11 protein-coding genes are annotated in these 20,493 nt (G+C 63.7%); 2 read left to right on the top strand and 9 right to left on the bottom strand.

Annotation, left to right across the window (positions count from 1 at the left end; all coding sequences use genetic code 11):
• The 4 genes from V9L18_RS05605 to V9L18_RS05590 are packed head-to-tail and all read right to left on the bottom strand — an operon-like array spanning position 1 to position 10,781.
• Positions 1–2,415, bottom strand: a complete 2,415-nt coding sequence (locus V9L18_RS05605) for a transglutaminase-like domain-containing protein (protein ID WP_337346179.1) — start codon at positions 2,413–2,415, stop codon at positions 1–3.
• The gene (locus V9L18_RS05600; RefSeq protein ID WP_337346178.1) at positions 2,412–3,623 is read right to left on the bottom strand and encodes a DUF58 domain-containing protein; all 1,212 of its coding nucleotides are present in this window, start codon (positions 3,621–3,623) and stop codon (positions 2,412–2,414) included. The genes V9L18_RS05605 and V9L18_RS05600 overlap by 4 nt, the downstream gene beginning before the upstream one ends.
• Before the next feature lie 47 nt (positions 3,624–3,670).
• On the bottom strand, positions 3,671–4,642 hold the full coding sequence (locus tag V9L18_RS05595; protein WP_337346177.1) for an AAA family ATPase: 972 nt from the start codon (positions 4,640–4,642) through the stop codon (positions 3,671–3,673).
• 58 nt (positions 4,643–4,700) lie between these two features.
• On the bottom strand, positions 4,701–10,781 hold the full coding sequence (locus V9L18_RS05590) for an Ig-like domain-containing protein (protein WP_337346176.1): 6,081 nt from the start codon (positions 10,779–10,781) through the stop codon (positions 4,701–4,703).
• A gap of 924 nt (positions 10,782–11,705) precedes the next feature.
• On the opposite strand from V9L18_RS05590, the gene V9L18_RS05585 reads away from it, so the two are divergent.
• Positions 11,706–13,415, top strand: a complete 1,710-nt coding sequence (locus V9L18_RS05585) for a hypothetical protein (protein WP_337346175.1) — start codon at positions 11,706–11,708, stop codon at positions 13,413–13,415.
• A 33-nt stretch (positions 13,416–13,448) separates the two neighbouring features.
• Here the strand turns inward: V9L18_RS05585 and V9L18_RS05580 are convergent, their stop codons facing one another.
• The 4 genes from V9L18_RS05580 to pdhA all read right to left on the bottom strand — a co-directional run bounded on the left by V9L18_RS05580 (position 13,449) and on the right by pdhA (position 17,825).
• Positions 13,449–13,781 (bottom strand): DapH/DapD/GlmU-related protein, encoded by a 333-nt coding sequence (locus V9L18_RS05580; protein ID WP_337346174.1) that lies wholly within the window; start codon positions 13,779–13,781, stop codon positions 13,449–13,451.
• A 257-nt stretch (positions 13,782–14,038) separates the two neighbouring features.
• Positions 14,039–15,496 carry a dihydrolipoamide acetyltransferase family protein gene (locus tag V9L18_RS05575; protein WP_337346173.1) on the bottom strand — a complete coding sequence of 486 codons (1,458 nt, stop codon included), beginning with the start codon at positions 15,494–15,496 and terminating at the stop codon, positions 14,039–14,041.
• Positions 15,497–15,498: 2 nt separating this feature from the next.
• Positions 15,499–16,611, bottom strand: coding sequence for an alpha-ketoacid dehydrogenase subunit beta (locus V9L18_RS05570; RefSeq protein ID WP_337346172.1), 1,113 nt, complete (start codon positions 16,609–16,611; stop codon positions 15,499–15,501).
• Complete coding sequence (gene pdhA / locus V9L18_RS05565) at positions 16,608–17,825, bottom strand: pyruvate dehydrogenase (acetyl-transferring) E1 component subunit alpha (RefSeq protein WP_337346171.1); 1,218 nt, start codon at positions 17,823–17,825, stop codon at positions 16,608–16,610. The genes V9L18_RS05570 and pdhA overlap by 4 nt, the downstream gene beginning before the upstream one ends.
• Positions 17,826–17,985: 160 nt before the next feature.
• Between pdhA and V9L18_RS05560 the strand changes: the two genes are divergently transcribed.
• The gene (locus V9L18_RS05560; RefSeq protein ID WP_337346170.1) at positions 17,986–18,450 is read left to right on the top strand and encodes an Lrp/AsnC family transcriptional regulator; all 465 of its coding nucleotides are present in this window, start codon (positions 17,986–17,988) and stop codon (positions 18,448–18,450) included.
• A gap of 133 nt (positions 18,451–18,583) precedes the next feature.
• Here V9L18_RS05560 and V9L18_RS05555 read toward each other — a convergent pair whose 3' ends face one another.
• Positions 18,584–19,894, bottom strand: a complete 1,311-nt coding sequence (locus tag V9L18_RS05555) for an O-antigen ligase family protein (protein ID WP_337346169.1) — start codon at positions 19,892–19,894, stop codon at positions 18,584–18,586.
• Positions 19,895–20,493 lie beyond the last annotated feature (599 nt).

The raw sequence follows: 20,493 nt of genomic DNA, 5'->3' as shown, positions 1-20,493 counted from the left end.
TCAGTTCTTCCTCGTGAGTCGGGTCAAGGGGTTCAACCGGATCAGGCCGCCCCACACCGTAGCGGCCAGCGAAGCCGCGGAGCGCCGGGCCAGCGGCAAGACTCCGTCTGCAGCCAGGGAGCGCAGCGAGAACCTGGCGCGCTGTCGCCGCCAGAACCCCACGGAGCCGGTCAACTGGTTCAGCGAGGACTCGACATCCGCCCAGTACGCCCGGATGTCATCGTCGCTGGGGTTCCCGGCCGCGAAGACGGCCTCATCCGCCCGGTGTGCCAGGGCCACGGTGGTGGTGCCGCTGGTAGGGAAAGCCTCCGCGAGGTTGGCGGCGTTCTCCCGCCGGGTGGCGCCTGCCGGGATGGTGGTACCCAGATCGGTGGCGGCGCTCATGACTTCACTCCAGCCACCGCTGAAACGGTCCGTCGGCGAGCCACTGGTGGCCCGGCGCTTGCGCCGGCGCAGCTTCAGCCAGGCAATGAGCACCAGCGGCAGCAGCAGGACGGCCACCGGAACCAGGCCGATGCCTATCGCCATCAGGATGGGTCCCAGCACACCCCAGAAGCTCTGCTGGTTCTGTTCGGCATCCTGGGCGTCCGGAGCAGAATCCGGCGGAAGCTCAGCCGGGGTCTGCGGTGGGGGCGGCGGCTGCAGGACCTGCGGCTGGGGCTTGGACTTGGGCTGCGGATCCGGAGGGATGGGCACGTTGTCCTCGGACGGCGTCGGGTTAAACGGGACCCAGCCGGCACCGGCAAAGGCCACCTCAACCCACGCGTGCACGTCGTTGCCGGTCAGCTCCACGGTCCCGGATTCCTGGGGTTTCTTGGGGTCAGGATAGAAACCCATCACCACGCGCGCAGGAATGCCCAGCTCGCGGGCCATCAGGGCCATGGCCACCGCGTACTGTTCGTCATCGCCCACCATCTGCTTGGCGCCCAGCAGGGACGTGATCCGCGCTGCGCCGTGGCCGGACATGCTCCTGGCTTCGCCATCCAGCCCGTTGCTGAAGGCGCCCTGCTTGGACAGCGCCGCTTCCAGCTTGCGGACCCGTTCGATGGGCAGTGACGAGTCACCCACAAACTCGTTGGCCTTGGCCGCCACGATCTGCGGCACGCTTTCCGCGGGCGGGAGCTGCACCGCTGCGAAGTCCGATTGTGCCAGCTCCGCGTCCGTCGGCAGGGACGGGTAGGCCGCACTGAGGCTGTACGTATCGCCGGCCTGGAGCCGGGCGGTGGCGATGGCCGTGTCCGTTGAAGCGTTGAAGAACAGCGAACCGTCCAACACGGACGCCCGCGGGCCGCCGAAGTCGACGCCCCGCAGGCTTCCGGTGGACGGCAGCCAGACCCCCTTGTACGCATCCACCGTCACCGCGACATCTGCGGTCGCCGCCGGTTCGGCAGCAGGGGCAGCGGAGGTGCCCGAAGCCCTCATCGCTGCGGTGTTGCTGATCGGTGAGAAGTTGCTGGAGCCGCTGCCGTAGACGTCGAACACCACGCCGTCGTAAGAGTCCAGCGTGGCCAGCCGGATCCTGGCCCCGGCCGGAAGGCCGGTGACGGCAAGCAGCTTGCTGTCCTTCTGGTTCTTGACGTAGTCCCGGAAGCTGGCCAGGGGGCTGGCGTAGTCCCGCAGGTCCAGGGGCGGGACCACCACGTCGCGCAGGATCTGCCGGCTTGCCCCTGCGGTGAGCGCCGGGGAAGCGGCCACTGCCACTCCGCCGGCCAGGGCCAGAACAAGGGCAGCGAAAGCGATCCGCCGCCAGCGCGCTGCGGGATGACCCGCCGTCGAGCCCTGCCCGGAAATCACCGCTGCCGGGGCCGCAGCAGCCCGGCGGCGGTACGCCAGCCAGGCTACAGCCGCGGCCACAAAGACGGCGCCGCGGAGTGCTGCCTGGGATGTCTCGTGGGTTCCCATGGCGGTGGCCAGCAGGAGCAGGCCGGCGGCGGGCAAGACTGCCCAGGCCGGGCTCTTCAGGCGCCAGGCCATGGTTCCGGCGAGGAGGGCTGCCACGTAGGCGCCGAGGAACGGGACCACCAGCATTCCGTTTCCGGTGCCCACCGGGGCGGCGCTGGTGAGGAGCTGCTTCCAGCTCAGCACCACGCCGGCGACGACGGTCCGCAGCGAGTCGAGCGACGGCACCACCCCGGCGATGGCCTGGTCCGGGGCGGCAAGGGCGCTGCCGAACACCACATAGACAAGGACAGCCGTGGCCATGGTCAGCAGGACACCCAGTTTGTGCCGTGCCGCGAAGTAGGCCAGTCCCAGGCCGAGCGCAATGCCGCCGCACCCTGCAAGGACGAAGCGCCAGTCCCCCGCGAACGTCGAGTAGAAGCCGAGAATTCCTGCGGCCAACAGCGCTGCCAGGGCAGCGACGTCGGGCCAGAGATGAGTGAAGGAGCGCACTTCCCGCGCTGCTGCCCGGCTCATGCCGCGGCCTTGACCAGCAGGCGGGGCAGTTCGGTAAGTTCGCCGAGCGTCAGGACCGTGAGGTCCCCGATGGCCCGGCGGTCCAGCGGTGCGCCGGCCTGGCATCGGATGGCCAGGCAGCGGACGCCCGGAGGGGCCGACGCCGCCGCGGTCCTGAGCTGCGCGGGTGTGACGGCTGTGCCAACCACCAAGAACATGATGGACGCGTTGGGGACGGCGTCACCGGTGAGCCTGGCGACGTCGGTTGCCGTTACCCGGGACTCCTCCCCCGCCAGCCGGGTCATGCCGTCCAGCAGGACGCGGGCTGTGTCGGTGCGGAGCCGGCCGTCCTGGGTCAGGACGCTGACTTCGCGCTGCTCGCGGATGGCCTGCTTGCCGATGGACGCCGCGGCGGAGATGGCCAGTTCCAGGTCTTCGTCGGCGGCGTATTCGGCCAGGTTGGTGGAAAGGGCCATGGCCAGGTGCGAGCGCCGGGTCTCTTCGAACTGGCGGACCATGAGCTTGCCGGTCCGGGCCGTGGTCTTCCAGTGGATGTGACGACGGTCGTCACCCGCGACGTAGTCCCGCAGGGCGTGAAAGGACACGTCGGCGCTGGACAGGTCCTTGGTGGGCAGTCCCTCAAGGTCGCGGATGAGGCCCTCGGCGGATCCGGCCAGGGATACGGTGCGGGGATGGACGTACAGGTCCACGGCGTCCGTGAGGACCACCTGGCGGCTCAGCAGCCGGAGCGGGTCTGCCCGCACGGACCGGACCGGCCCCACCTTGATGACGGAGCGGACGGCGGTGGGAATGGTGAACAGGTCCTCGTGCACGTCATCGGCCCCGAGCCGCGGGACGGCGAAGAAGGCGGTGCCCGCACCCACCGGGAGCTCGATTGACGCCGGCAGCAGCGGGCGGTCCGAGGTGTTGGACACGGTGAGGCTGCCCACGGCCAGGTCCCCCACTTCCACCCGGGTCTTCGCGAGGTCCATTTCCACCCCGTAGGAGGTCCGGCCGATAACGAACCCCGCGGCGGCCAGCAGCAGCGCCAAAGCTGCGGCCGCGGCGGTGATGGTCTCCTCCCAGCCGAGGAGCGCGCCGATGATCCAGAACCCCAGGCCAGCCGCGAGGACCTGCCAGCCCAGGGCGGTGACCACTTCAAGGGCAGCAGGCCGGGCGGGCAGCAGCGTCCGGGCTCGTCCGACGACGGCGGGAGGGGTTGTGGGCATGGGGGTCATCTTTCAGACGGGCCGGGAAAGGGCGGGCCGGGCGAGTTCTAGGCGGTGGCGCGCTGCTGGGGGGCTGCGACGTCGGACAGGACCCGGGCCAGGACCGCCTCGGGCGTGGCCCCGGAGAACTCAGCCTCAGGATCCATCACGAACCGGTGGGTCCACACCACGGCAGCGAGTTCCTTGACATCGTCGGGCAGCACGAAGTTCCGCCCCTGTCCCGCAGCCCACACCTTGGCGGCACGGACCATCGCGATCGCTCCCCGGACGGAGACACCCAGCCGGGACTCGGGCGCGTTGCGCGTCTCCTCGCAGAGCCGGGAAATGTATTCGAGCACGGCAGTGTCCACGTGCACCGTCGCGGCCAGGTCAGCCATGTCCGCCACGGCCTGGGTGGTGATCACCGCGGAGAGCTCCTTGGAGCGGTCCTTCAGGTTCGTGCCGCCCAGCAGCCTGACCGTGGAGGCGTGGTCCGGATAGCCGATCGAGGTCTTGATCAGGAAGCGGTCCAGCTGCGCCTCAGGCAGCCGGTAGGTACCCGCCTGCTCGATCGGGTTCTGCGTGGCCATCACCATAAACGGCCGTCCCGCCTCATAGGTGACGCCGTCCACGGTGACCCTGGATTCCTCCATGACCTCCAGCAGCGCCGACTGCGTCTTCGGCGAGGCACGGTTGATCTCATCGGCCAGGACGATGTTGTTGAAGATCGGCCCCTTGTGGAACTCGAACTTCTGCGTCTTCTGGTCATAGATGGTCACACCCGTCACGTCCGACGGCAGCAGGTCAGGAGTGAACTGGATGCGGTTATTGGAACCCTGCACGGTGGCCGCCATGGCCCGCGCCAGCATGGTCTTGCCCGTCCCCGGAGCATCCTCAAACAGCACGTGCCCTTCCGCCAGCATCGCCGTGAAGGTCAGCCGGATGACATGTTCCTTGCCCAGCACCGCCTGCCCCACATTGGCAACGAGCTTCTCGAAGGTGCCTGCAAACCATTCGGCCTGCTCAGTGGTCATGGTCATGGAGTAAGTCCTTTTCGACGTCGGTTCTTTGCAGGAAAATTCTTTGAAGGGAGATGGCTCACTTGGTCCGCAGCTCGTTGGTCCAATAGCCCGAGACCAGGTCAAGTGAGAAGTAGTTCCTGCCCGGGTTGGGGTTCGTAATACCACCGGGGCAACGCACAGTGAAGCTGCCGGTGCCGCTGGACGGCCAGGTGTACTCCCCGTTACCGAGGTTCTCGCCGTGCGTGTTGCCGGCCCAACCACCGCGGTGCGGATCGGAGCCGCCCACGTTGGTGGCACCCCAGCAGTGGATTACTGACGGCCGCCAGGAACCGAAGTTGGCCACGTGGAGGGTCACGGTCCGGCCATTCACGTCGGGGTTGGAGATGGAGTACGTCGGCGAAGGCCTGTTCGCCGTCCGACCGGAGGCCCTGGGCGCAGCCGTGGTCTGGTCAAGGCTGTCCACAGTGACCACGTCCAGCCACACGTCCTGCTCGTAGTCGTTGCCCACGGGGATCTGCCCGCCGCCCGCAGGCATTGTGCCGTTCCGGCCGTCCGAGGCGGTGTAACGAAGCCCCGTCACCGGACGGCCGTTGGGTGGAACGGATCCCACGTTGAAGACCACCTGCTGGCCGTTCTGCGAGGCACTGACGCTGGCGGCGAAGGGCCTGCCGTAGGGTGCCACCTGGTTGGAATTGGTGACCGGCCCCTCGTACGTGGCGCCGTCGAGGCTGTTCACCGCCCGCACGCCGATCGTGTAGTTGCCGTTGTTGGGCACACCGTTGCGCACCACCTTGTCAGCGGCGAGGGCGATAAACGCCCCGCCGTTGACCTGGTACTGGTAGCTCGGCGTGGCCCCGTTCCCGGCCGCCGGCTGGAAGGCTAGCTGCACCGCGTTGTCCAAAGGATCCGCCTGGACGGCCGGCACCGCCCCCGGAGCGCCGAAGGCACGCTTGGGGTCCGAGGCCGGGCTGGCCGCGGAGTCCCCTGCCTTGTTCCTGGCCACCACCGAGAAGGTGTAGTCGGTGGCGGAGTTGCCCACCGTCATGGGCACGCTCAGCTGGCTGCCGGAGACGGTGCTGCTGGCAACGGCGGCGCCGCCCTGCTGGGCCGTCACCGTGTACGTGTCAATGGCGGCACCGTTCTCGGGTGCTGCCGCCCAGCTGACGGTCATGATGGATTCGGACCCGCCGGACGTTGACCGTGTGGTGCTGGGCTTGCCCGGCGCTCCGGGAAGGCCTGCCGGGATTTCGCTGGGCGAGTACGCGCTCCAGTCGGACGGTTCGGGCGCCTTGTTCGATGCCTGGACCCTCACCTGGTACGGGGTGCCATTGGCCAGTCCGGTCCACTGGAACGACGTGCCGGCCACGTTGCTGGTCCGCACGTTGCCGCCGGGCGGTGCCGGGGAGATCTCCAGGTTGTAGCTCTCCACGGGCGAGCCCGGGCTGTTGGGCACGGCCCAGGTGACGCTGAGCTCTTTGTCCCCGAAGACCAGGGTGGGCGGCGCCGGGGCGTCCGGCTTGGCGTCCGGGCGTGCCGGGGCGGAGGCGGGTGACGCCGCGGAGTCCCCCACCTCGTTCGTGGCCACCACGGTGAAGGTGTACTCCACGTTGTTGGTCAGGCCGTTGAGGGTGCACGTGGTGGCGGGGCACTGCTGGGAGAAGCCGCTGCTGCCGGTCACCTTGTAGCCGGTGATGGCGGCACCGTTGTTCGCTGGCGGGGCCCAGTTCAACACCACGGTCCGATCGCGCACTTCGCTGACCGTCGGGGTGGTGGGGGCGTCCGGCTTGTCCCTGACCGTGAGCCGGACGCGGCCGTCCACTTCGCGTTCAGTGTCCGTGGTCTTGTCCTGGACCCGGTACCGGACCACCAGGGTGCCCACGAAGTTCTCCGCCGGCGTCACAGTGACGGCGTCGCCCTCCACCGTGGCCGTGCCGGTCCCGGTTTCCACGATGGCGCTGAGGACCTTCAGCGGTGAGTCCGGGAACGGGTTGCTGTCGTTCTCGAGGACGCTGACGCGCTCGGGCTGGCCCGCCCGGGCGTTGGCCACTACGTCGTCGTTCACGCCGGCGAGCGGCCGCTTGGAGGCCACTACCTGGACGGTGACTGTACTGCCTACGGGGGCGCTGCGGCCGTCGGTGACCGTCACCCCAACGGGGAGGGTGGCACCCTTGGGGGCGCCGCCGTCGGCCGTGGCTTTCAGCGTGCCGCCGTCCAGGGTGACCTTGATCCCGGAAGGAACAGCTCCGGAGAGGGCGAACGCCAGTTTGTCCCGGTCCGCCTCGTCCACGTCTGTGGCCACCTGGCGCAGGTCCAGGGCGGCTTCCTCCCCCACGGCCGTCTCGAGGCTGCTGCCGGGGAAAACGGGCGGGTGGTTGCGGGCGGGGTCCGGAAGCACGCGGATGCTGACGGTCAGCACGGCCATCCGTCCGTCCGGATCGTCAACGCTGGCACCGTCCGTCACTTCGAAGGTCACGGCTGCGGGTCCCGAGTAGTCATCGGCCGAGGTGAATACCATGGTTGTGGCGTCCTTCACCAGCGGCGCTCCGTTGGACGCCACAGCCTGGACTTTGGTGTCCTGGGTGATGCGTGCGGCCTTGCCGGCCCGCACCACCACGAGCTCCGCCAGGTTCAGGGTCAGCTGCTGTCCGCTGACCACCTCCAGCGGCGCGCTGTTCTTCAGGGCGGGGCTCTGGTCCTTCAGCCCGGGGAGCATGATGAATGCGGTGGAGGACAGGTTGTCCACGTCGGTGACCGTGTACGGGATCAGCTGCGGGCCGTCAGTCAGCGTGACGCTGACCGTCCCGCTGCCGGAAACGCGGGCGGTGGGTGCCGACTGCGGGAAGCTGATGGCCAGTTCGCTGGCCACGCCGTCGGCGTCTTCGTCGTTCTTGAGGACGGGCACGTCCACGGCGGTCTTGCCGAGGGTTTCGGCGAACGTCACCCTGTCATCCCGGGCAACGGGCGGCAGCTGGGGCGCGTCACTGCGGACCACCACTTTGAGGGTCCCGACGGCGGTGCCTCCGCGGCCGTCCGTCACGCCGTAGTAGACAATCACCGTGCCGGGGGCTGAGGGTGCGGTCAGCTGGACGCGGCCGTCCTTCACTTCGGCGGCCAGTTCTGCGGCGGCTTCGAGGCCGTCGCCGGTGAGGCTGACGGTGTCGCCGTCGGGGTCGGAGTCGTTGGAGAGCACGTCGGCGGCAACGTGGCGGCCGGGCAGCACGGTGATGGTGTCCTCCACGGCCACCGGGGTCTGGTTGCTGCCGGGGGCGGGGGCGATGCCCACCACCACGGACGCGGTGGAACGGGCCCCGAAGCCGTCCTCCACCACGTAGGAGAACAGGTCCTGGCCGGAGGCGTTCTGGGAGGCCGTGTACTCGATGTAGGTGGCCCCCACTGTTGCGGTGCCCTTGCCGGGCGCCTGTTCCAGGCCGATCAGGCTGACGGAGTCGCCGTCGGGGTCGATGCCGTCCAGCGGGATGCTGATGCGTGAGGTCTTGCCGGCGATGACCCGTGCGGTGACCTTCTGCGGCAGCGGGCGGGAGTTCTGTTCAGCGCCGCCGCCGCGGATGTGGATGGTCACCTGGGCGGAGTCCTCCTGTCCGTCAGGGCCGGTCACGGCGTAGATTGCGTGCACTGTGGCGGCGGTGGGCCCGGCCTTGAACCGCAGCACGTCGCCGGAGACGGCCAGGAGTCCCTTGCCGGGGTCCACGTCCTGGATGAGGACGGGGTTGAGCTGCAGCTTGGCGCCGTTAGGGTGGCTGTCGTTGGCCAGGACGCTGATGGTCGCGACGTCGTTGGCGCGGACGGTGATCTCATCCGCCACGGCCACCGGGGGCAGCAGCTTGCTGGGGGCCGGAACCGGGACAACCGTCACTTCGCCGGTGGCGCTGGCCACGCCGTTGGACGCGGTGTAGGTGAAGCTCGTGGGGGCCGTGAGGCCGCGGATATCCGTGATGCGCAGGATGTGGTGGTCCAGCACGGCCACGCCGATAGCGGAGTTCTTGGGCTGGCTGACGGACTGGATCACCAGGACACCGCCGGCCGGGTCCGAGTCGTTGCCCAGTGCGTCGATGAGGACTTCGCCGCCCACGGGCAGCAGGGCCAGGTCAGCGACCGCCACCGGGGGCTCGGCGGTGCCGCCGGCCGGGCTGATCTCGATCCGGATCAGGCCCTCGGAGCTTTCCGGCCCGTTGGTGACCAGGTACGTGAGGTAGTACGTGCCGGGATTCGGGGCGCGGAAGCGGAAGGTGCCGGACTGGTAGTCCGCGGTGACGGTGAGGTCCGGCGGTGTGTCCACGCGGGTGAGGCGCAGCGTGCCGCCGGTGGGGTCAACGTCGTTGCCCAGCGGGGACACCACCAGGTCCTGCCCGGCGATCCCGGCCGCGTGGTCCGCGTTGGCCTTGGGCGGGAGGCTGCCCTTGGCGCGGACGTCCACGATGAGCTTGCCTTCGGTCTGCAGCTGGCCGTCGGAGACCACCAGCTGCACTTCCTTGCGGCCCAGGCTGGTGCCGACGTCCTGGAAGGTGAGCTGGCCATCCGGGCGGATCCGGACCTGGTCCCCTTCGCTGGACGTGCTGGCTGCCATCAGGAGGAGGTCGTCGCCGTCGGGATCTGTCCAGTCGGTGAGGACGTTCTGGCTGATGCTCTTGCCCTGCTCCAGCAGGATGGTGGGGACGCGCTTCTGGGCGGGTCCATGGTTGGTGGACCGGTCCTTGACGGTGAGGGTGACCTTCGCGGTGGCGGTTCCGCCGCGGCCGTCGTTGGCCTGGTACTGGAACGACGCCGTTCCGCTGGCGTCAGCGGGGACGGTCACCTGCATGCCGGTGCCGTTGTAGACGTTCTGCAGGGTTCCGACGGCGGGCGCCTCGCCCTGGAGGCGGGCGGTAAGGACGTCGCCGTCGGGGTCGGAGTCGTTGTCCAGCAGCGGCAGCAGGGTGGTGCGGCCGGGCCGGACGCCGAACTGGTCATCCACGGCGGCCGGGGGCCGGTTTTCCTTGGTGCGGTCCGGCAGCGTGTTGACGGGGTTGTTGTCCGCGGCGTCCTCGTCCTGATCATCGGATTTGTCCGGCGGCGGAATGACGTCGTCCCAGTTGGAGACCAGGCGCATGTTTTCGGTGACCAGCCAGACGTCGCCGGAGTAGATGTCGTTCAGGACCACCACGTTGCGGTTGACGCGGAAGACGAAGTCGGCCCGGGACCCGGTGGTGGGGATGTCCTGGCGGGTGTTGTCGTTGGGGTTGTCGCAGTCGCGGAGGTATTTGCCCGAGCCGGCCCAGGCCGCGTAGAGGCAGGAGCCGAGGCGTACGGGGGCGGCAGCGTTTCCGGCGCCACCAAGGTCTGTGACAGTGGCGGCCGAGCCGTCCAGCGGCTGCTTGATCAGTGCCTTGGACGTGGCGATGGACACGGAGGACGCAGCGGGGCCGCTCTGCTGGAGCTTGGCTCCGGCGGGGTCCGGCAGGGCCACCTTCTTGCCGCCTGGCAGGAACAGCGATCCGGTGGCCGGATCCAGCACCACAGGCTTGTCCCCCACGGCGGTGATCTGGGCGTTTTCGATGTTGCGGAGGGGCTCGACCGGCGCCGACTCTTGGGAGGCGACCGTGCCGGCGGAATCCAGTTTGAGGGTGGTCAGTTCCCCCTTGGCGGGGTTGGCTGCGTACACAACGTCATCCGTGCCTACCGTGGCCACAACGCCTTTCGCATCAGTAAGGGCGGGCTCGGCGGAGGCGGCATTGAACGAGCCCAGGGCGCTGCTGCTGGTGACCCACAGGGTGCCTTTGTCCTGGCTGGCCAGGGCAACGGACTTCTGGCCGAAGCTCACAGCCGCCGGGGAGGGCACCGCCGTGGCCTGGCCCAGGACCACGTCCGTGACGCTGACCGGGCTGAGCGAGGATTTGCTCCGGTCCGAGAGGAAGACGGTGCCGGCGTTCTGCAGCACGTCGAAGTCCGGGCTGGCGGCCAAGAGGCCGCCATCCAGGAGTTTCGACTGGTAGTTCAGATGGCCCACCAAGTTCTTGCTGGTGTTGGTGACCCAGACGCCGCCGTCATTCAGGTCCACCTGCGTGACCGTGAATCCGGGATAAATGACGGCTGCCGCGGCGACGACTGCCAGTGATGAAAACGTGGCTGCCGAGGCAAGGACACGCCTTTTTCGTTCCACCCAAGAACGACCCCCCATTTGGGTCCCCCATCTCATAAGTAGCTGAATGCTATAGGGAGATGGAATTCACAACCTAGCGGTGGGGGAAAAATTCATCCAAGGCTTGTAATAAATGGTCCAACTACTGATGTTTCCGCGCCATCGCTGGGAGCCAAGCTGCGACGAATCGGCGGTTGGAACATTCACTAATCCGGCTCGCAATAACTTAACAAATGCATGACATATCTTGTCACACGCAAACAACTGCGATAACTTCTTTGACCGCTGCCGAATACATATAACTATTTATGTTCTGTTACTTTTGTGGAGCGATGAGTGACGCTCGCGATCCGAACACGGCGCTGCTCAGCTTGAATCGGTATTTCGACCCATCCCACAGGACAGCCTCGCATCAGGGGGTGCTTATCAGGCACTGCCAGAAACATCGGTGACGCTTGCTTGGGCGCATTTCGCGTTGAGGGAACCGACGGCGGCGATGACGGCGTCAGCAAGAAGCGAGCCTGAGTCCAACGTCGACAACAGCTTCCCCTATTTCTCACAGGCCGGGCATCCAAGGGCAGTCAAGCCCGCGGAATCCGGAGACCGTCCTCCGTGGCCAACTTCACTGCGTTAAGTATGCACTTACGGCCACAGGGTCACCCACGACCAGTTGGGGTTGTTCTCGGGACAGCATGACGGCGGTTGTGCGAGTACCATATTCCACCGAAGTGAGCACTAAAAAGGATTTCAGAGATGTAAAGCGAGTATGCCTGGGCCGCCCACCAGTACGAGCCAGTGTCAAACAAAGGTAGAGAGTACGGTGGCTTAGGCAGGAAGTAAATCTTAGCGTTTGTGCATGCTGAACTATCAGAACACCTTCTGCCTCTATCCACCCGTAGACGCACACGACTTCGTCATGCAGCCACGAGAGAGCCTCTCAAAGTCATGAAAAGCCGCCGGGGCGCTGTTCGGTCAGTTCGGGAATCCCTTATCTCCGAAACTTCCAGTGCAAATGATGCCCTGAATCGACGCCATGCAATAAAGCTGGGCAGCATTGCGTCAGCGACCACCGGCGTCTCGCTTTTTTTGGGTACTAACCCAACATCAGCTGCTGCGGAACCTCTGCCGACGATCGAATCTGAGGCTCTTGAGGCCGCATTTGCGGCTCTAATTTACGATTCGTCAACGGGCAGCGGTGCCACAGCCGAGGACAGGCTAAAGTCGATTATCAACAAGGCTGTAACCGAAAAGAAGGAAATACGCGTTCGGATCACTGAGAAGATAGTATTAACAACCACGCTTGTGATTGATGTTGGTTACATATCAATAGATAATCTTTCCGGAGCCATTGACGCCACACAGGTCGGCGGAAGGGCCGCAGTTACTGTTCTCAACAGCCGTAGCTTTTCCGAGGAATTAGCCGGCGGTATTGCCAATAATCGCCGCTCGATCAGGGGTCTATCGCTGTCAGGACCTGGCAGGTCAGCCCTTGGGAGCATCGGCATTTTGTTTGACTCAGCAGTCGGTAACAATCGTGGCATTGCCTTCTACGACATCGAAATAAAAAACTTTGAGACTGGGATCTCTTTTCGAAACAATTCGTATCTACTTTCGTTCTTCAACTATCACATCCATAATTATGACGTTGGCATTCACATGCCAGCGAAATGCAAGAATTATGGCGAGAACCTGCGCTTCTTCGGTGGCGGAATAGGGACGGGACGAAGAGCAATTTGGAATCAGAACTCAAGCGGAAATTTTCATTTGTTCTCTCCTTCGATCGACTTCGCAACCGAGGTAGCTGTCGCCGATGCAGGTGGCATCCTGCTCACACAACCACATATCGAACTAAACTCAACCGAAAGCAGAGTGGTCGGGCCGGTTATCACCACAGGTTCGAATCGGGGTCGTGTAGTGATAAACGGTGGTCTTCTCATGTTCCATCAGGAACCGGCAGTGGACTTTCTTTTCAGCACAAGCAACACGTTTTGGGGCGGGGGGGTCTACCTGTCGAATGTTGAACTCTTCAAGGCCCAAACCCAAACGGGCTTTCTATGTGGTGGCACGGGGAATCTGGTAACCAGAGACTTGGTTTACTATGATGGGAACGGTTCAGGCGCGGGAGGGGGAAGCATTCTCACCTCCAAAGCAAAGAATAGGCTTATAGACGGAAATTTCAATCTTCCGTCGATTGTAGATGCCTACCTCACTAGGCCAGAGGCTACCACCCGAACATCGTCGCCCGCTGCGGAGCTGACGATCGGTACCGGCTACCTACACATTTCAAAGAAAACAACCGGCTTCGCCGAGTTTGTCCTAGACGTTCCCATCCGCGAGCCAGGACGAGAATACGCAGCATCGTTTACCATCTCAGAAATCCTGGGGCTTAAAGGAAATTTGTTCGTCAATGAACAGTTCGTGGCTCTAGGCGATAGGGATTCCCGCAATATTCCATCGGTCATGCGCTTCACGGAACGCCCGGCAAGCACATACAACCTTTCATCTGCCGAACTTCCCTTATCCAAGGCGTACGGTTCCGGGTCTTGGAATAGAGTCGCCCCTGGGTGGGCGACTCATTTTAGGATAAAGTTCAACATAAGTTCAGTGGGGTTGGGCAGCCTCAAAGTATCAGAAGTAATCATTACAGACCGCTAGAACCTCACACTTCCATGAGTTGTCGCAGAAAAGTTAGCCCTCAATCAGCCCGTGGTCTAGCAGCGACTTAATAGCTTTCGCGGGAACGCCGGCATAAAGCATATTGGGCTGACAATCGCTAACGACGATAGACCCTGCCGCAATGATTGATCCCGCACCAATGGTCACACCGGGTAGAATCACAGCACGCGCCCCAACCCAAACCCCATCGCCGATGTGAATAGGGGCCGAAAACGAGACACCCGCTCGCCGCTTTGCGTTGCCAACGTCATGACTGCTAGTGATGAACGATACGTCCATAGCAATATCGACATTTCGGCCAATGACAATTCCTCCGGCTGTATTGAAAATGCAGCGGTAGTTCACAAATGTCCCCTCGCCGATACTTATATTTCGGCTGCCGAACCATACATTGGGGCATATTCTCGAACGACTCACGTTCATGCCAATTGTCCGGTAGAACTTCCACCGGAGCGGTATTGGGATTAGAACGGAGCTCAGAACATGATTGAGAAGTATGTCTCGGCCAAGAGTAGGCCATAGTTTCTTTAGGATCCCCACCTCTCCATCATAGGGGCCTACCGGTCACGGTCGTTGTACATCGGCTGCTTCGAGGCTCGAACTCAAAGCTCCGCCAGCATTGATCCGGGACTCTCGAGGGCATCCGCCACAAATCGCAAGAACCCGGCAGCAGTGCCACCGTCACACACACGGTGATCAAACGTCAACGTCAGCTCTGTGACTTTCCGAACCGCCAACCCACCGCTAATAACCCAAGGCTTGTCCATGATTCTTCCCACCCCAAGAATGCCCACCTCGGGATGGTTGATGATGGCCGCGGACCCGTCGACTCCGAACACGCCATAATTGTTCAGCGTGAAGGTGCCGCTTCCGAGTTCGTTCGGAGTGGCCTTGCCTTCGCGGACTACGCCTGTGAGCCGGCGGATCTCTGCGTCCAGGTCACGTGCTGTCAGCTTTTCTGCCGCCCGGATCGACGGCACCATTAGTCCGCGTTCCGTCTGCGCGGCAAAGCCCAGATTGATCCCATCGAAGGCAATGATCTCTTGAGACCCGTCTGCAGCCGTTTCGATGCGTGAGTTCAGCTCCGGATACTTCTTCAAGCCAGCCGTGACGAAGCGGGCGATGAAGGCCAAAAGGCCAGGGGCACCTGCCCCGCCCTTCTTGAGCCCAGCGCGAAGCTCCACAAGGGCGGTCGCATCAACATCCACCCACACAGTAGCTTCCGGGATCTCCGACCGGCTGCGCGTCATGTTCGCGGCTACCGCCTTGCGTACTCCCCTGACCGGCGTCCGGGAAGAAATGCCCAATCCGGTCCGGACGTCCTGGGCGTCGGAAGGTTCCGGTGCAGCCTCCTCTAGTGAAGGTTTCGATGGCACCGGCTCTTCCGTCCGGATGGCAGCTTCAACATCCTTGCGCATAATCAGTCCGCTGTCCCCCGAGCCCTGGAGCTCGCCGAGATCAACACCGTGCTCGCGGGCCATGCGCCGGACCAGCGGGGAAATCACCGCCCCGAGTTTGCCCGGAACGCGGGTCCGCAGTAGGGACAGGTCCTCGGGAGGACTGATTTCGGCAGGCTCAGTCACCGCGACCGGTGCCTTCCGGGGACGCGTCCGCCGCGCAACGCCATGCCCGCCCGGCGTGCCATACCCGATCAGCACATTTCCGGACCCGGCCTTCTCCTCCTCGCGGTAGGCCTCTGCCTCCGCGTGCACCGGTTCAGTGACCTCGACAGCGGCGGCGTCCCCAAGTTCGGTTTCGATAGGTTTCACCACCGGCCCTGCTGGAGTGTCACCAGGCTCCCCCACCGGAGCCGCGCCGATAGGCGTAACCGAAATCAGCGGTTTACCGACATCCAGCGTCTGCCCTGGTTCCCCGTGGAGTTGGGCGACGGTGCCGGCGTACGGAGAAGGAACCTCCACCATCGACTTTGCTGTCTCTACCTCGGCGATTGGCTGGTCCACGCGGATCTCGTCCCCTACCGAAACGAGCCAATTAACCAGTTCGGCTTCGGTCAGACCTTCGCCCAGGTCCGGAAGCAGGAATACTTTCGTTTCACTCATAGTCAGTTCTCCCATTGGAGGTCATCGACGGCGTCGAGGATGCGGTCCACGCCGGGCAGGTAATACTTCTCAAGCTTCGGTGCCGGATAGGGAATGTCGAATCCGGTGACGCGGCGGATGGGGGCTGCCAGGTGGTGGAAGCAGCGTTCCTGTACCCGCGCCACGATTTCGGAAGACACCGAGGCGAAACCGTGGGCCTCCGCGATCACCACGGCCCGGCCGGTCTTGCGGACAGATGCGGATACGGTCTCGTCGTCGAACGGGACGATGGTGCGCACGTCGATGACTTCCAGCGAGCGTCCCTCCAAGGCGGCTGCCTCGGCGGCGGCGAGCGCCGTTGGGACTGAGGGCCCGTAGGCGATCAGCGTCGCGTCGGTCCCCGGACGGGCAACGGCGGCGCGGCCTTCCGAGGACCGGCCCGCCTTCGCATTGGCGGAGTGCTGTTCCCGGAGGTCTTCCAGGTCCACCATGTCCTTTGACCAGTACAACTTCTTCGGCTCCATGAACATGACGGGGTCGTTGGAGTCGATGGCCTCGCGGAGCATCCGGTACGCGTCCGGAACCGTGGCCGGGGTGAAGACCTTGAGCCCAGCCGTGTGGGCATAGTAGGACTCGGAGGAATCGCAATGGTGCTCCACTCCCCCAATGCCGCCGGCGTAGGGAACCCGGATCACCAGTGGCAACTTCAGGGCGCCCTTGGTGCGGTTATGCATCTTCGCGACGTGGCTGACGATCTGCTCGAACGCCGGGTAGGCGAACGCGTCGAACTGCATTTCGATCACGGGACGCATACCGTTCATTGCCATCCCCACCGCCATTCCCACGATGCCGGACTCCGCCAGCGGCGTGTCAAAGCAGCGCTGTTCACCAAAAGTCTTGGTGAGGCCGTCGGTGATGCGGAAGACCCCGCCGAGCATGCCCACATCCTCGCCGAAGACCAAGACGGACGGATCGGCCTGCATGGCATCGGCCATGGCCGTATTAAGCGCCTTGGCCATGGTGATGGGCTGGGGACCGGCGGCTTCGGCTGTGGCAGCGGCCGACGCAGCCGCCCGGGCGGTGGCGGCGCTGACGTTGCCGTTCGCTTCGGATGAGGTGGTGACGGTGGGGCTCATATGCCGGCCTCCTGGGATGCTGCGTCGCGGGCGAGTTCGTCAGCGAGCAGGGCGGACTGTTCCTTTAACTGTGGCGTCGGGGAGGAGAAGACGTGGCGGAAGAGTTCCTGCGGGTCCACGGGCACGTCCTCGCTGAGGCCATCCCGCAACTGTGCGGCAACCGCCTCCGCCTTCTCGCGGATCCGTGCCTCGCCGTCGTCGTCCAGCAGGCGGCGGTCCGTCAGGTAGGTCCGCATCCGGTTCACAGGGTCCTTGGCCCGCCATTCGGCAACTTCGGTGCTCTCGCGGTAGCGCGTGTCGTCGTCGGCGTTGGTATGCGCCTGCATCCGATAGGTATGGGCTTCCACAAGGAGCGGGCCGGAACCTTCCCGGGCAAGCTTCACGGCACGGTCAAGTACCGCGAGGAGCGCCACGACGTCGTTGCCGTCCACGCGTTCGCCGGCCATGCCGTAGCCCACGGCCTTGTGCGCGAGCGACGGCGCCACGGACTGGTGTGCCAGCGGCACCGAGATGGCGTACTTGTTGTTCTGGACGAAGAAGATGACCGGCAGGTGGAAGACGGCTGCGAAGTTCAGGGCCTCGTGGAAGTCGCCTTCGCTGGTGGCACCGTCCCCGCACATCGCCAAGACTACGGTGTCCTCTCCGCGGAGCTTGGCCGCGTGGGCAACACCGACCGCATGCAGCAGTTGCGTGGTCAGCGGCGTGCACTGGATGCCGACCTTATGTTTTGCAGGGTCGTAGCCGCTGTGCCAGTCGCCACGGAAAATCGTCATCGCCTGTACGGGATCAACGCCACGTGCCATGACGGCTACGGCATCGCGGTAGGTGGGGAACATCCAGTCACCCTCGGACAGGCACAGGGCCGCGGCTACCTGGCAGGCTTCCTGGCCGTGGCTGGAGGGGTAAACGGCCATGCGGCCCTGCCGGACCAGTGCCGAGTTCTGGTCATTGACGCGGCGTCCGACAACGAGCTGCTCATAGGCGGCCAACAGTTCCTCATCGCCGGGCAAGGGGTACTCGTGGCCGGGTTCGGTGCCCTGCTCACCTTCTGGTTTAAGTCGCCCGTCCGGGTCCACCATCTGGATCTGGTGCCGGGCGGGGAGCATGTAATCCTCAGCCGTGATCCCGAATTTTTTGGCAGCTTCGGTGAGGGCGTCCGCTGCAGGCGCCGTGCCAGCCTGCTCCGGTGCAGTGTGGTCTGCGGAGATCGTCATTGGTCCGTCCTTCTGTAGCCACTATTCACTCCCAGTATCGTCCTGCAACAGGTTTCGTATCCAGCTTCTTTGGGAATTCTGGAGAACTACGGCCCATAGGCATACTCTGGAAGACGAATTGTAATTGTGATGCAGAATACGGGCAGGGGCGGTGGACGGAATGGCAGCAACCGATGCGGGCGCGGAGCCGGCGCCGCTGGACGACATTGACCGCAGGATCATCGCGGAGCTGACCAGGGACGGCCGCATGTCTGTCACCCAGGTGGCGGAGAACGCCCACATCTCAAGGGCGCACGCTTACACGAGGATCGCCAGGCTTACCGGAGACGGTGTCCTGACGAAGTTCACGGCGCTGGTGGACCCGATCAAGGCCGGGCTGAGGTCATCCGCGTACGTGACCCTGAAGGTGAGCCAGCATTCCTGGCGTGAACTGCGTGAACAACTGCGCGCCATCCCGGAAGTGCACCACATTGCTTTAGTAGGAGGCGACTTTGATGTGATTCTTCTTGTGCGAGCTATAGACAACATCGACCTGCGCCGTGTGATCTTCGATGAACTGCAGTCCATGCCCGGAGTGGTGGATACGCAGACGTTTCTTGTTTTTGAAGACCTGGATACGCGGTAGTTGGGGCGTGCTCCGTTCGAGGCGCGCAGCCCATCGCCGCCCACTGACGGACTGCCCTTCCGCGAAATTACGGTCGACGCCGCCTGTCCGGGCCCCTGCTCAGCGAGCTGTCAGCCCTAAACCTATTAAGAGGCTAATACTTCGACAACTTCATATCTTTATGGGCCGCATCCAGGTCCCCGGTCGAATTCACGCGCGGCTTCATTCTGACGGATGCTAGGTAGGCAATAGCCACCCAAATCGGCAAACCCGTCCAAGCCGGCGTTGCATTAAGACCAATAGCTACGAACGCCGCCAGCGCTAGATCCATTCCGTGGCCTTGGCGCCATAGCCGCCACAATAGACCTGCTATTAGGAGAAAGAAAGCAAGAGCCGCAAGCAGGCCAACTTCGGCGAAAATCTGAACATAAGCGTTTCCGACGATGGGCCGGATTCCCGCTCGATAACCAGGCGGCAGGCCAGTAAAATCGGCATAAAAAGGTTGCCACAGTCCGAAACGGCCGGGGCCAACCCCAAGGAGGGGATTGTCGATACCCATCGCAAGTCCCGCTTCGGTATTAAAGGTTCGTGCACGGAGGGAGAAGCTCACGCTGCCGCCGGACTCAGCCACGTCAACCAAGCCAAGTTTGGCAAGCTGATGAGCTACGAGTCCATTGACTACCGGTACGAAAGTAACTGCCAACGCGGCGACCAAGCCAACAAAAGAGAGTGCAGTTGTTGCTTTTCCTGAAGGGCGCAGGGTCATGGTAAGGAAAAGGCCAGCAATTACGCCAAGAATGCCTATTGTAGATTGGGAGTAGAGCAAACAAAAAATTCCCGCCGCAACCCCGATCTTGTCCCTCCGCCTGAGCGCGATCAATAAGCCTACGCCTGCGAAAAAGCCAAGATAGTTTCCTTCCAGGAAGGGTCCATTGCGGGGCAGGACTGCTCCGAAGGCCGTGCCACCTTGAAATGTTCCATTCACTACTTGCAGCGCGGTGCTGGTGCCTAAGATCCAAAGTCCCAGCTGCACTACGCAATATGAGGCGGCGAGGCGAAGGGCGACACCCATTCCCTTGCCTATAACTTCCGGGCCAAGACGGCTCGCCATGTACCACCCAACCACCAGCACCAGGAAGCCATAACCCGCATATTGAAGGATGTCCCTGAGGAACCCATTTGCGTATCCCGGGGCCGCTTGAACAGGAAGATCGACCAAGAGACTTACGAGCGTCGAAATCGCCACCCCCACTCCAAGGAGGATCAGTTTCCCTCTACCGTAGAACGGGTGCGGGCTTCTATGAGGCTCCATGATTAGGAGGAATACGCTAGCGACCCCTAACACCTCGCTAATCTTGAGTGGAAACCCAATGTTGAGGGATAGCGCCTGTTGAAATGGCAGGAAGACAACAGCTAGGTACAGGAGCTTTTCAGCGAGGGGATTCTGGCCTTGGTCGATTTTCATCCATAACTCCAGGGATCGGCGTCAACAGGTATCTATCGCCTGGACCCCCAGGCGGCGGGCATCGATTCGATTTACCCCTGCGAGACGCGACCGTATCATCGTAGCTTCGACAAGGCGCCTCTGGTCCAGGCCGCCCCTCCATTACATCGCGCTCTCCGTCGTGCCGGTGCGAAAATTACAAACGAGCGGAACTGGCTGTCACCAAGCATCAGTCTCGTATCGACAATGAGGTTGTGACTGCGTCGTCGGATCTGGCGGAACAGGTGCTCAAGAGTCGCAACCAGCCAAGTCGGGCGGAGGGGCCAACGAGGCGCATAAGCCAGAGTCCATATACTCAACGAGACACAGACAGTCTATGAGAGCTAAGGCGCGACCGTCACAACGCTATGCATGTGAACCCTAGCTTCCACAGCCACGGCCCCTTCCCGTGCGAGGTCTTGTCACGCACATGCGACAATTCCGGGTGAGCTCTGACATCCCATCCAACGACACGAAGGTTGTCACAAAGCGGGTGGGTAACGGTTAAGTCAGGAATGCCAAAAGATCCCGTATAGAATCACATTGACCCGCTGGTGGGGGGAGCCGATCGGTAACTTTTG

This window comes from Pseudarthrobacter sp. CCNWLW217, assembly GCF_037203985.1.
Classification (GTDB): Bacteria; Actinomycetota; Actinomycetes; order Actinomycetales; family Micrococcaceae; genus Arthrobacter.
This window is presented reverse-complemented; position numbering and strand designations above follow the sequence as displayed.